The 12659-nt window shown below is 60.6% G+C and carries 10 protein-coding genes and 1 tRNA gene; 7 read left to right on the top strand and 4 right to left on the bottom strand.

Annotation, left to right across the window (positions count from 1 at the left end; all coding sequences use genetic code 11):
- Positions 1-140 precede the first annotated feature (140 nt).
- The gene (locus tag ACQZ5K_RS20745) at positions 141-563 is read left to right on the top strand and encodes a hypothetical protein (RefSeq protein WP_080856053.1); all 423 of its coding nucleotides are present in this window, start codon (positions 141-143) and stop codon (positions 561-563) included.
- Positions 564-951: 388 nt separating this feature from the next.
- Positions 952-2685 carry a malate dehydrogenase (quinone) gene (gene mqo / locus ACQZ5K_RS20740; RefSeq protein ID WP_448741275.1) on the top strand — a complete coding sequence of 578 codons (1734 nt, stop codon included), beginning with the start codon at positions 952-954 and terminating at the stop codon, positions 2683-2685.
- Positions 2686-2795: 110 nt separating this feature from the next.
- Here the strand turns inward: mqo and ACQZ5K_RS20735 are convergent, their stop codons facing one another.
- Together ACQZ5K_RS20735 and ACQZ5K_RS20730 are read right to left on the bottom strand one after the other, a co-directional pair.
- Positions 2796-2993 (bottom strand): hypothetical protein, encoded by a 198-nt coding sequence (locus ACQZ5K_RS20735; RefSeq protein ID WP_174035721.1) that lies wholly within the window; start codon positions 2991-2993, stop codon positions 2796-2798.
- Positions 2994-3130: 137 nt separating this feature from the next.
- A tRNA-Gln gene (locus ACQZ5K_RS20730) sits at positions 3131-3205 on the bottom strand.
- A gap of 202 nt (positions 3206-3407) precedes the next feature.
- Between ACQZ5K_RS20730 and ACQZ5K_RS20725 the strand changes: the two genes are divergently transcribed.
- Positions 3408-4316 (top strand): MBL fold metallo-hydrolase, encoded by a 909-nt coding sequence (locus ACQZ5K_RS20725; RefSeq protein WP_448741274.1) that lies wholly within the window; start codon positions 3408-3410, stop codon positions 4314-4316.
- A 264-nt stretch (positions 4317-4580) separates the two neighbouring features.
- On the opposite strand, the gene ACQZ5K_RS20720 is transcribed toward ACQZ5K_RS20725, so the two are convergent.
- A complete protein-coding gene (locus ACQZ5K_RS20720; protein WP_448741273.1) occupies positions 4581-5501 on the bottom strand; it encodes a DUF1499 domain-containing protein in 921 nt (306 codons plus the stop codon).
- A gap of 581 nt (positions 5502-6082) precedes the next feature.
- Between ACQZ5K_RS20720 and ACQZ5K_RS20715 the strand changes: the two genes are divergently transcribed.
- From ACQZ5K_RS20715 to ACQZ5K_RS20705, 3 genes are all read left to right on the top strand, one after another.
- Entirely contained in the window at positions 6083-7447 is a 1365-nt protein-coding gene (locus ACQZ5K_RS20715) for a dicarboxylate/amino acid:cation symporter (protein ID WP_448741272.1), read from the top strand.
- A 151-nt stretch (positions 7448-7598) separates the two neighbouring features.
- Positions 7599-7997 (top strand): hypothetical protein, encoded by a 399-nt coding sequence (locus ACQZ5K_RS20710; RefSeq protein WP_196379545.1) that lies wholly within the window; start codon positions 7599-7601, stop codon positions 7995-7997.
- Positions 7998-8188: 191 nt separating this feature from the next.
- Positions 8189-8461 carry a hypothetical protein gene (locus ACQZ5K_RS20705; protein WP_020812862.1) on the top strand — a complete coding sequence of 91 codons (273 nt, stop codon included), beginning with the start codon at positions 8189-8191 and terminating at the stop codon, positions 8459-8461.
- Here the strand turns inward: ACQZ5K_RS20705 and ppdK are convergent.
- Complete coding sequence (gene ppdK / locus ACQZ5K_RS20700) at positions 8439-11165, bottom strand: pyruvate, phosphate dikinase (protein WP_448741271.1); 2727 nt, start codon at positions 11163-11165, stop codon at positions 8439-8441. The two genes, ACQZ5K_RS20705 and ppdK, sit on opposite strands and share 23 nt — an antisense overlap.
- A 228-nt stretch (positions 11166-11393) precedes the next feature.
- Between ppdK and ACQZ5K_RS20695 the strand changes: the two genes are divergently transcribed.
- Complete coding sequence (locus ACQZ5K_RS20695; protein ID WP_448741270.1) at positions 11394-12371, top strand: VOC family protein; 978 nt, start codon at positions 11394-11396, stop codon at positions 12369-12371.
- Positions 12372-12659: the final 288 nt, after the last annotated feature.

Here is a 12659-nt window from a genome sequence, read left to right as displayed (position 1 = left end):
GCCTCAAAACGTTACAAAAAAGCAATTGTGGCAGGAAATTTTCATCGAGCCGCACACCTCCCCTGCCCGTCGTCTCCAAATCTGCTAGGGGAACGGAATGACCGGCGGGAAGCCGGACACGGCACAAAGGACATTTCACCATGCTATCTCGCAGCGTAACGCTTGCAGCGTTTGCCATTGCGCTCTCGGCCTGCACCACTTCCACGGGCGGCTCCACTCCCTCTTTCACTCAGAAGAGCCCCGTTGAGACCCGCTGGGTCGGCCAGTCCGCAGGTATTTTCTTCGCAAAATTCGGCCCGCCGCTGAGCGATACCGAAACCGGCAGCTCCACCGTCTATAACTGGCGCGGCGGCTACAGGAAGGCCACCATTCCGGCCAGGTTCGAAGAAGGCAAGGATGGCAAGAAGGGTCGCCAGATCTCGCCCGCCCGCACCGCCTCGCTCTCCTGCACGGTGCAGCTCGTCGTTTCCAGCGACTACAAGATTACCGCCGTTCGTACGGTTTCCGACCGCCCCGGCGTCAACGGCCCGAGCTATTGCGCGGAATTCCTCGCCGCAGACTGATCTTCGGCCACAGGCCAGATGCAGCAAGGCCCGCCCGAACTGGCGGGCCTTTTCACTTTTTCGGGATTATTGTCATTTTTCTGAAAAAAATTTTGCCTATAGCCGCACCCTGCGACCCGTGACGCGCCGGAAACAGCGTCATATGAGCCTTTCCGCGATATCCCCCTCACAGAACCCTTTCAACCGTTTGAAAGCGTCGGCTAATCTTCGCCATCATGAAACTGACGATCGGCAAAACCGCAAAATTGGCCGTTGCGACCATATGTCCCTGCAAAATCCCTGCAAAACTGCTTGAACTGGAGTGAAAGAGTCCGGGTTGTGCCGGTTTGCGCTTTGCTGTAACGGGGCGAACGGGAGGAATGTTTTTAACACAAAACAAGAATCAGGTATGGCCGTGACTCCCATCGATCAAGACAAATCCCAGCTCACTGATCTCTCCCAGGAAACCACCCTTTCCAACGCATTTCCCATGAACCGCCGACAGGTTCTGGGCGGCGCGCTTGCCGGCATTGCCGCAGCGGCACTGCCCTCTTCCCCGCTTCTCGCCAATACGGCCGCCAAGACGGTCGACGTGCTTTTGATCGGCGGCGGCATCATGAGCGCGACGCTCGGCGTGTGGCTGCGCGAACTGGAGCCCACCTGGTCGATGCAGATGCTGGAGCGGCTGAATGGCGTGGCGCTTGAAAGCTCGAACGGCTGGAACAATGCCGGCACCGGCCACTCAGCGCTTGCCGAACTCAACTACACGCCTGAAGATGACAACGGCAACATCAAGATCACCCAAGCCGTCAACATCAATGAATCCTTCCAGATTTCCCGGCAGTTCTGGGCATGGCAGGTGCGCAACGGCGTTTTGAAGAACCCGCGTTCCTTCATCAACCACACGCCGCATATGAGCTTCGTCTGGGGTGACGAAAACGTCGCCTATCTGGAAAAGCGCTATCAGGCGCTCAAAGCCAGCCCGCTTTTCGCCGGCATGGAATATTCCACCGATCCCGAGCAGATCAAGAAGTGGGTGCCGCTGATGATGGAAGGCCGCGATCCTTCCCAGAAGATCGGCGCGACCTGGTCGCCGCTCGGCACCGACATGGAATTCGGCGAAATCACCCGGCAATTCGTATCGCATCTGCAGGGCGACCAGAATTTCGACCTGCAGGTCAATAGCGAGGTTTCCGACATCCAGCGCAATGCCGATGGCAGCTGGCGCGTGACCTATACCAACACCAAGACCGATGCCGAACAGGTGGTGGATGCGAAATTCGTGTTCATCGGCGCCGGCGGCGGCGCGCTGCACCTGTTGCAGATGTCCGGCATTCCGGAAGCGGACGATTATGCCGGCTTCCCGGTGGGCGGCTCGTTCCTCATCAACGAGAACCCTGACGTAACGATGCAGCATCTGGCGAAAGCCTATGGCAAGGCCTCGGTCGGCTCGCCGCCCATGTCGGTTCCGCATCTCGATACCCGCGTGCTGGGCGGCAAGCGTGTCATCCTCTTCGGACCTTTCGCCACCTTCTCCACCAAGTTCCTGAAGGAAGGCTCTTATTTCGATCTCGTCTCCTCCGTCACCACCAGCAATGCCTGGCCGATGGTGCGGGTGGGCATCGATGAATATCCGCTGGTGGAATATCTCGCCGGCCAGCTGATGATGTCGGATGATGACCGCTTTGCCGCGCTGAAGGAATATTTCCCGAATGCCAAGCAAGGCGAATGGCGTCTGTGGCAGGCTGGCCAGCGCGTGCAGATCATCAAGCGCGACGAAGAAAAGGGCGGCGTGCTGCGGCTCGGCACGGAAGTCGTCGCCGCCAGGGACGGCAGCATCGCCGGCCTGCTCGGCGCTTCGCCGGGCGCTTCCACGGCCGCGCCGATCATGCTCAGCGTTCTGGAAAAGGTGTTCAAGGACAAGGTCGCGACGCCGGAATGGCAGGCCAAGATCCGCCAGATCGTGCCGAGCTATGGTACGAAGCTCAATGACGACCCGGAAAAGGTGCAGCAGGAATGGGCCTATACGGCCGAACACCTGCAACTGCCCACCCCGCCGCAGATCGACCTTGAGGCGCTGAAGGGCGCCGGTGCGGCGCCTGCGGGCGCGCCGGTGAAGAAGGTGCCGGATATCGCGCTTTAAGACATCGTCTCGAGATTTAGGATTGGACGCCGCGTGTCTCTGGATGCGCGGCGTTTTTATGAAATCTATACGCAAAACTCGGTGCTTAGATCACCTAACTTCTTATAAGGCTATTTCCGCTTAATAAACTTGAAATAGACAAAGAGCATCGCAGCAATTCCCCCTCCGATGATAAACGCCCATTTCAACTCACCGAGATATGCAATTACAGCAAACACGACGATGGGAAGCACCCAGAAAATCCATTCGAAATCGGGCTTCTTTGGAAGTTCGTTGGGGGATGGGCTGGGTTCTAACGTCTGGGTCACTGCTATACACTCCTAATGTCTGAATTCAGACAATCATAAAAGTGTTGCGGAATTTACAAAGCACAATCTAAAATTGTTACTATTTACATATTCTCGTAAAAAGCGTGAAAACTATATGCGATAAAATAGAATGAGAATGGCTGGGGCGCCAGGATTCGAACCTGGGAATGCCGGTACCAAAAACCGGTGCCTTACCGCTTGGCGACGCCCCAACAGGGCAGCGAAGGCGAAACGCCGCTGCCTGAACCGCGCCTGATTAGCAAAGCCTGCCCGGCCCGGCAATGACCCGGCGACTTATTTTTTCACAAAATTCAAGCTTTTTGGGTGCCGTGGCGAAGTTCGCATGTTAGGGCTTGGCGATGGCGCGGTTGAGGCTGCGGCTCAAGCTGGCATGGCATTTTTCAGGAGGTCTCGATGGCGGACCCGGCATTCGATCTCGATTTTCAGCCGGCCTATGGCGAGGCGGTTCCCGTCGCCCCGCTGATCCAGCGCATCACCGTCAACAATCCTTCCGCCTTCACCTTCCATGGCACCAACTCCTATATTGTCGGAGACCGTTCCGTCGCCGTCATCGATCCCGGCCCGGAGGATGAGGCGCATTTTCAGGCGCTGATGGCGGCGCTGACGGGCCGCGAGGTCACCCATATATTCGTCAGCCATACCCATCGCGATCACTCGCCGCTTGCCCGCCGGCTGAAGGAGGCGACCGGGGCGATAACGGTGGCCGAAGGTCCACACCGTGCCGCGCGCCCGCTGCACGTGGGCGAGACAAACCCCTTTGCCGAAAGTTCCGACACGGGTTTTGCACCCGATATCGCGCTTGGCGACGGCCAAAGCCTTTCCGGCGACGGGTGGCGGCTTACCGCGCTGCATACGCCGGGACACACGGCCAACCACGCCGCCTTCGCGCTCGATGGCAGCGGCATCGTCTTTTCCGCCGATCACGTCATGGCCTGGGCCACTACCATTGTCGCGCCGCCGGATGGGGCGATGAGCGACTACATGGCCTCGCTGGAACGGCTGCTCACCCGCGACGACCGGCTGTTCCTGCCCGGCCATGGCGGCCCGGTCACCGACCCCGCCGCCTTCATGCGGGGCTTGCGCGCCCACCGCCGCATGCGGGAAAAGGCGGTTCTGAAGCGTATCCGCGAAGGCGACCGGCTGATCGCCGATATGGTGAAGGTAATCTATGCCAGCACCGACAAGCGCCTGCATGGCGCCGCCGCACTTTCCGTGCTGGCGCATATAGAAGACCTGATCGAAAAGGGCGAGGTGCAGACAGATGGTGCGCCTTCGCTGCTGGGTGAGTATTTTCCGGCATAGCGGATATTTTGGGCACGCGAGATTTCAGGGCGCGTTGCGACCTCACCTCTCACTCCAAGCCTCGATTGGATCGAGTGGATGCCGCCTGTTTCTTCTCCCCGCCGGGGAGAAGGTCGCGGCAGCGGGATGAGGGGGCAAGGCTAGAGATATTCGGAGAGGGTGCCCCCTCATCCGACCCTTCGGGCCACCTTCTCCCCCTCGGGGAGAAGAAACAGGCGGCACGCGCTCGTCCCCATCAAGACAACACGTAGCGTCAGCGACACATCAATTGTCGTTCAACCCCTGCATCTCCGCATCCAGCGCATCGAGATAGGCTTCCGCAATCGCAGCACCCATGCCGAGATCGTGCGGGCCGTAGCGGGAGGCGACGCGGACATCGACGATGGTGGTTTCGGCCTCTTCCTTGAGGCGGATGAGGATATCGAAACGCAGGCCCCAGATGCGCGTGCGGGTTTCGCCCTGCATCAGCACCACGCCGCTACCGTTAAAGAAGGTGGGCAAAGGCGCGTCCGTCGGGCGGGCCATGGGCACCGGCACGATGGAGGGCAGATCCTCGACCGGCCCTTCTTCCGCAGGCTGCGTCCTGTCCTGCTCCGGAACGCCGACGGAGGGCGCATCTTCCGCCCCGATCACGCCCTTCGTGTGGGCGATGTGGATATTCTGGGCGGCGGCCATTTTTTTGGCGGCGGCATAGATGCGGTCGATTGCGCCTTCATAACGGCGGCCGGCGAGGCTGGCATAGGCTTCGGCCTGCGCGTCGCGGTCGGCCTTGGTGACAGTCGCGGGCCGCACCAGCCATTGCTGGTTGGCGGCGGGCGTCACCAGCCATTCCGGCACGTCGGTCAGATCGGTCGAGATGTCGTAAATCTTCGGCTGCTGCCAATAAAGAAAAGCGCCGTAACCGACCACGCCGAGCGGCAGGGCCGAGAGAAGCAGCGCCGCCAGCGCCGAAAGGCCGCCGCGTGCGCCCTTTGTCCACAGCCGCTCAAGCCCGATCAACGCCAGAAGCACAGCCGCAAGAGCGATGCCAGCGGCGATGATGAGGAGACCGACAAGATCGGGCGTCGTCAGCGGCCCGAAACGATGAATGCCGGCGGCGATGAGAAACAGCACAAGCGCCGCAAGACCCAGATAGCGGGAAAGATAGGCTGCAACCGAAAAAGGCCGGACGAAACGCACAGTCATGAAAGCGGATATCCGTTAGATCGCATTGGCTAAAAAGCGTTGCACCCGAATTCTAGCAGGGAATCACCTGCATATGATATCATAGACCGGATTTGCGGTGAGGAAAACCAAAGGAGGAGACGATCTGCGGGTAAAGCGTGCTCACCACCTCCGAAGGCCTCCCTTCCGTCACGCCAGACATGATCCACTGCTGTCCGGGTTAAATTTTCGGACAGGGCGCAGTCTCCTTGAAGTCGGTGATGAGGGTGAACATTCACTCAACATCATCCTCGGCCTTGTCCCGAGGACCTAACCACCTCGAATAAAAATCAATACGTTGGCAGATCCTCGGGACAAGCCCGAGGATGACGTCGGCGCAATTGGTATGACTTTCCTTCCTGACTGAGAGGCCACGGCAACAAGAAGCGGGAGTATTTTTCCGCATTGTCGCTACTTAAGAGAATTATTCCCCGACAACGCAACAAATACGCACGTTCATCCCTTAATTGCTGAGGAAATCGGCGTATTCTCGGCGACCTCCCTCGAGAATGCGTGTAAAAAGTGCAACATTCTCGTTTTCTTGCACGATAAAGAGACATGTCATGTCACAGGCAACGACGTCCGCCGGCCCCTCCGGGCCTAAACCCTTTTATCGCAATTTCGGCTTTCAGGTTCTGATCGCCATGGTCATCGGCCTGCTGCTCGGCCTCGTTGCGCGCAACATCGGTCCCGATGCCGCCGGCAGCCCCAACTGGCTTTCGGTGACACTGCAAACCATCGGCAGCATTTTCGTGCAGCTTTTGCGCGCGCTGGTTCCGCCGCTGATCTTCACGGCCATCGTCGCCTCCATCGCCAATCTCAAGAACCTCTCCAATGCGGCGAAGCTTGTGTGGCAGACACTCCTCTGGTTCGCCATCACGGCACTGATCGCCGTCGTCATCGGCATCGTGCTCGGCCTTGTCATTCAGCCCGGCGTCAACACGGCGATAGCCAATACGGCGGCGGCCGCCCCCTCCTCCACCGGTTCGTGGCTGGACTTCCTCAAGGGCCTGGTTCCCGCCAACGTCTTCGGCCTCGAAGCGTCTACCAAAATCAACAACGGCTCCGGCAGCACCTCGCTGAATTTCAACGTGCTGCAACTGCTCGTCGTCTCGATTGCCTTTGGTGTCGCGGCGCTGAAAGCTGGCAAGGCGGCGGAACCGTTCCTCGCCTTCAACCAGTCGCTGCTCGCCATCGTGCGGAAAATCCTGTGGTGGGTCATTCGCCTCACCCCCATCGGCACCATCGGCCTGCTTGGCCGCGCGGTCGATCAATATGGCTGGACGACGCTGTCGCAGCTCGGCTGGTACGCGGCGGCCGTTTATATCGGTCTCGCACTGGTGCTCTTCGTGGTCTATCCGGCGCTGTTGATCACCCATGGCCTGAAGCCGTCGCGCTTCTTTGCGGGCGCATGGCCGGCCATCCAGCTCGCCTTCGTGTCGCGTTCCTCCATCGGCACGCTTCCCGTCACCGAAACCGTGACGGAAAAGAGCCTCGGCGTGCCGCGCGAATATGCCGCCTTCTCCGTGCCGCTCGGCGCCACCACCAAGATGGACGGCTGCGCTGCGATCTATCCGGCGATTTCGGCAATCTTCATCGCGCAGTTCTTCCAGGTGCCGCTCGGCATTCAGGAATATGTGCTGATCGTCTTCGTCTCCGTGCTCGGTTCCGCCGCAACGGCAGGCCTCACGGGCGCGGTGGTAATGCTGACGCTGACGCTTTCGACGCTCGGCCTGCCGCTCGAAGGTGTGGGCCTGCTGCTCGCCATCGACCCGATCCTCGACATGGGCCGCACGGCGGTGAACGTCGCCGGCCAGGCGCTGGTGCCCACCATCGTCGCGAAGCGCGAAGGCATTCTCGATGAGGCCGTCTATAACAACGCCAAGGATATCGACGCGCTCGACGACCGGGAAGCAGCGCCGACCTGACAGCGGCAATCATGGGGCGTTTCCGGTGAAAAGGGAGACGCCCCATGCGGACCACTCCCGTTGTTCCCTGATAGTTTGGGGTTGACGGCGATAATTTCATCGATAGCGATAGCGGCACGGGCAACAGCGCAATTTAGAGCGGAAACTGTGCATGGCGAAACGTAACTGGATCTATGTCGGCCTGCTCGCTTTCATCTCCCTCGGGCTTCTGATCGATGCGGCCGTCTGGCCTGCCGGGCCTCCAGCATCCTTTACCGCAAACGATCTGGTGCAGATGATCGGCATCATCACGCTATTTGCCTGGTGGCAGATAGAGGATGCCGAAAAGCGGGACCTCCGGCGCAGCTCCGCCGCCAAAATCACCACCGTTCTGCTCGCACCCATCGGGCTTGCGATTTATCTCTATCAAACCCGCCGGTGGACCCGCGCCACGCTCGGCCTCCTCGCATTTATCGGCGGCATCGTCCTCATCGCCATCCTCACGGTTCTGCTCGGCGACTGGCTCATTCAACAGGGTTTGTTCCCGCCGTCTTTCCTGCGTGATTCCTGAGCAACGGGAGTATGTCGGATTTTACGACGCCACGCCGCCTGACACCGCTATCGCCGCCGCCTGCCAAGCCATTCTCCATGATGGATTGATGCAACTTTCCGCTCCAACGCGGCTTTTCCCCACATGAAAACAGGCGTATCAATCGCCGCAATAAAAGTGCCGTACGGCTGTCATGTTAAGGGAGAAACAAAATGCGCGTTTCCATCGTCTTCGGTGCGCTTGCCACCATGCTGGCGCTCACCGCCTGCCAGACGTTGACGCCGGAAGAGCGTCGGGCGCGAGATGAGGCGACTTGCCGGGGTTACGGTTTCCGCCCTGGCACGGACCCGATGGCCGGTTGCCTTCTCGATCTGGAAATGGACCGCCGCGCCGACAACCGCGCCTGGCAGGCGCAGATGAACCGCGACATGTTCTACCGCCCCGTGGTGGTGGAGCGGCGCATCATCGTCCAACAGAACCCCTGACGGGAATGAAGGCGACATTGCTCGCCACCCTGCCCTCATCCCTCTTTGCCGCGAGCGTTGCCTGCGCCGCGGCCAGGCGGGCGATAGGCACGCGGAAGGGCGAGCAGGAAACGTAGTCGAGATCGGCGTCCTCGCAGAAATGGATCGAGGCCGGGTCGCCGCCATGTTCGCCGCAGATGCCAAGCTTCAGTTCCGGCCGCGTCTGGCGGCCGCGTTCTGCGGCGATGCGGATCAACTCGCCCACACCGTCGAAATCGAGCGAGATGAACGGGTCGCGCTCGATGATGCCCTTGCGCTGATAGGTATTGATGAAACGCGCCGCATCGTCACGGGAAATACCGAAGGTGGTCTGCGTCAGGTCGTTGGTGCCGAAGGAGAAAAATTCCGCCGCTTCCGCAATCACATGGGCGCGCAGGGCCGCGCGCGGCAATTCGATCATGGTGCCGGTCAGATATTCGATCTCCATGCCCGTTTCCTGCGCCACCGCTGCGGCGACGCCGTCGATGACCTCGGTAACGTAATCCAGTTCCGCGCGCAGACCGACAAGCGGCACCATGATCTCGGGCACGACCGGCGCGCCGGTGATGCGTGCTGCGGCAACCGCCGCTTCGAAAATGGCGCGGGCCTGCATTTCGGCTATTTCCGGATAGGAAATGGCGAGACGGCAGCCGCGATGGCCGAGCATGGGGTTGAATTCGTGCAGGGCATCCAGCCGCTGGCGGAACACCGTCTGCGGCATGCCCATGGCGGCCGCCACCTCGACGATTTCGCCATCGGTCTTCGGCAGGAATTCATGCAGCGGCGGGTCGAGCAGGCGGATCGTCACCGGCAGGCCGTGCATGATCTGGAAAAGCTCGGTGAAATCCGAGCGCTGCATCGGCAGAAGCTCATCGAGCGCCGCCCGCCTGCCCTTTTCGCTTTCGGCGAGGATCATCTCACGCATCACATGGATGCGGTCGCCCTCGAAGAACATATGTTCGGTACGGCAGAGGCCGATGCCTTCCGCGCCGAAGGCACGGGCGGCGCGGGCGTCGGCCGGGGTATCGGCATTGGTGCGCACCGTCATGCGGCGCAGCCCGTCGGCCCACTCCATCAGCTTGCCGAAATCGCCCGAGAGTTCCGGCTGCGTCATGGGTACCTCGCCCTTCAGGACGCGGCCGGAAGAACCGTCGATGGTGATGACATCGCCGCGCTTCAGCATACATCCGACGCCGATCAGCACCTTGTTGCGCATGTCGACGCGCATGGAGCCGGCGCCGGTGACGCAGGGAATGCCCATGCCGCGCGCCACCACGGCGGCGTGGCTGGTCATGCCGCCGCGCGTGGTCAGAATGCCTTCGGCGGCGTGCATGCCATGAATATCTTCCGGGCTGGTTTCGATGCGCACCAGAATGACACGGCGGCCTTCGGCTTCCGCCGCAACCGCCTCTTCCGCAGTGAAGACGATCTCACCCGTCGCCGCCCCCGGAGACGCGGGCAGGCCTGAGCCGATGATGGGACGCGATGTGCCGGGATCGATGGTCGGGTGAAGCAGCTGGTCGAGCGATGACGGCTCGATACGGCAGACGGCCTCCTCCTGCGAGATCAGCCCTTCTTCCACCATATCGACGGCGATCTTCATGGCCGCGCGGGTGGTGCGCTTGCCGGAGCGGGTCTGCAGCATCCAAAGCTTGCCGCGCTCGATGGTGAATTCCAGATCCTGCATGTCGCGATAGTGATTTTCCAGCCGCTTGCAGATGGCCAGAAATTCGCTGAACGCCTCCGGCATCAGCTTTTCCATCGAGGGCTTGTCGGAGCCGGAGGCCAGACGCGCCGCCTCGGTGATGGATTGCGGCGTGCGGATGCCCGCCACCACATCTTCCCCTTGAGCGTTGACGAGGAATTCGCCGTAAAGCTCCGCCTCTCCCGTCGAAGGATTGCGGGTAAAGGCGACGCCGGTTGCCGACGACGAGCCGAGATTGCCGAAAACCATGGCCTGCACGTTGACGGCCGTGCCCCAGTCCCCCGGAATATTGTGCAAATGGCGGTAGGTCACGGCGCGGTGGTTGGTCCAGCTGGCGAAGACGGCGCCGATTGCGCCCCAGAGCTGGACATGACAGTCCTGCGGAAAAGCTTCGTCCAGCTCATCCTCGATCAGCTTTTTATAAAGCGAAACGACATGCTGCCATTCGACCGCCGACATGTCGGTATCGTATTCGTGGCCGAGGCGGCCTTTCTCGTCCTCGAGAATTTCCTCGAACAGCTCATGATCGAGGCCCATGACGACATCGGCATACATCTGGATGAAGCGGCGGTAGCTGTCCCAGGCAAAACGCGCGTCGCCCGCATCGTGGCCCAGCGCCTCGACGGTGCGGTCGTTGAGACCCAAATTCAGCACGGTATCCATCATGCCGGGCATGGAGGCGCGCGCGCCGGAGCGGACGGAGATGAGCAGCGGCGAGTGGCTGCCGCCGAAGGTCTTGCCGGTCACGGTTTCCATTCCGTGCAGGCCGGCCATGACCTGCAGCTTCAGGTCCTCGGGAAGATCGCGGCCATTCTTGTGATAAAGCGCGCAGGCATCGGTTATGATGGTGAGGCCGGGGGGAACGGGAAGGCCGAGACTTGCCATTTCGGCAAGGTTCGCGCCCTTGCCGCCCAATATCGCAACGTCACCTGCCCTGCCTTCGGCAGCACCGTTGCCGAAGGTATAAACCCACTTTTTCATTCCACGCTCTCCACCCAGAAGCGTTGTCATTTTTCTATCATTTACAGCATTGGCGGCACGTTGGAAACGCCGCAACGTGCAGTTTACATCGCAGTGCAGCATAATTGCGGCAAATTGCGCGCAAGAATTGCCGCAAAGGCCGAATAACGGCATGATTGACGCATTCGTGTAATGCGCTGAACTGGAGTGTTGCCTAAGCCATTCAAATCGCCGACAAAGAGATTATTCATGCAATTTACCCGCCGCCATACGCTTAAATTTGCCGGAATTTCCTGTGCCGCCAGTGCGCTTGCCGGGGCGCTCAGAGCCGAAGGCGCAGTGCCCGTCGCAGGCGCCGCCTCCGCCCTTCCCTTCGCGCTGACGACGCCGATGCATATCGGTCAGGCCGCGCTGCGCGTGCGCGATCTCGACCAGATGATCGAGTATTACCGTTCAGTGCTGGGCATGAACGAGGTGGAGCGCACGGCGAGAGGCGTGACGCTCGGCGTCGGCACCGTGCCGCTGCTCGATCTCGTGCACAAGCCGGCGGCGGATTTCGAAAGCCCCACCTCCGCCGGCCTGTTCCACATCGCCTATCTGATGCCCTCGCGCAAGAATCTGGCGCGCTGGCTGGTACATGCGGCGCTGAAGCAGGTGCCGCTTACCGGTTTTGCCGACCACAATGTCAGCGAGGCGATCTATCTCAACGATCCCGAAGGCAACGGCATCGAGGTTTACAGCGACCGGCCGAAGGATACATGGGTGTGGAGCGGCCGCGTGGTGAAAATGGGCACCGAACCGCTCGATGTCGACGATCTGGTGAAGCTGACCGATACCAAAAGAAGCGACTACGAAGCTGCCCCGCCGGGAATGCGCATCGGGCATGTACACCTGCGGGTCGGCGAAATCGCCGCCGCCAGCGCCTTTTACGAAACGGCCGTCGGCCTGCAACCGACGCAGGACGCGCGCTCCGATGCCTCGTTTCTTTCTTCCGGCGGATATCATCATCATCTGGCGGTGAATACATGGAACAGCCGTGGCGCGAAGGAACGCAACGCCATGGAAACCGGCCTCGACTGGTTTTCTCTCACCGTTCGCAATCTCGCCGATCTCGAGGCGCAGAAAACGCGGCTGCGGGCCGCCGGTTATGTGCTGGTGGAGATGGAAAATAACGTCGTGGAAGCGATAGACCCCTGGGGCACGCGGCTGCGGCTGGTGCCGGGGTGAGTGGTCCATACGCTCGATACGAAGCGGGTGCCGCAAAAAATGCTCACACAAATTCGTCCGAACACTACAGAGCCTCACCGCCCCCCTTCCTCATTCCTGTGCTTGTCACAGGAATCCAGTCGACGCGCGTCTGCGCGGCAGGAGACTCTTTTCAGCCCAAGGACTTGGGCTGGCTGGATTCCTGTGACAAGCACAGGAATTGTCTGTCGGAATTATGCTTTATTGTTCGGGACGTTGGATGACCTCCGAGGCGGCCACCCCGGAGGTCATGCGATTGTACGCCCGAAC

It is taken from the genome of Agrobacterium sp. 22-226-1 (genome assembly GCF_053522345.1).
The sequence above is the reverse complement of the archived record's forward strand: the minus strand, read 5'-3'. Positions and strand labels throughout refer to the sequence as shown.

Coding starts and splice junctions, on each gene's coding strand:
- ACQZ5K_RS20720 (WP_448741273.1), bottom strand. CDS start 5,501: ATGACTGTGCGTTTCGTCCGGCCTTTTTCGGTTGCAGCCTATCTTTCC.
- ACQZ5K_RS20715 (WP_448741272.1), top strand. CDS start 6,083: ATGTCACAGGCAACGACGTCCGCCGGCCCCTCCGGGCCTAAACCCTTT.
- ACQZ5K_RS20705 (WP_020812862.1), top strand. CDS start 8,189: ATGCGCGTTTCCATCGTCTTCGGTGCGCTTGCCACCATGCTGGCGCTC.
- ACQZ5K_RS20745 (WP_080856053.1), top strand. CDS start 141: ATGCTATCTCGCAGCGTAACGCTTGCAGCGTTTGCCATTGCGCTCTCG.
- ppdK (WP_448741271.1), bottom strand. CDS start 11,165: ATGAAAAAGTGGGTTTATACCTTCGGCAACGGTGCTGCCGAAGGCAGG.
- ACQZ5K_RS20695 (WP_448741270.1), top strand. CDS start 11,394: ATGCAATTTACCCGCCGCCATACGCTTAAATTTGCCGGAATTTCCTGT.
- ACQZ5K_RS20710 (WP_196379545.1), top strand. CDS start 7,599: ATGGCGAAACGTAACTGGATCTATGTCGGCCTGCTCGCTTTCATCTCC.
- mqo (WP_448741275.1), top strand. CDS start 952: ATGGCCGTGACTCCCATCGATCAAGACAAATCCCAGCTCACTGATCTC.
- ACQZ5K_RS20725 (WP_448741274.1), top strand. CDS start 3,408: ATGGCGGACCCGGCATTCGATCTCGATTTTCAGCCGGCCTATGGCGAG.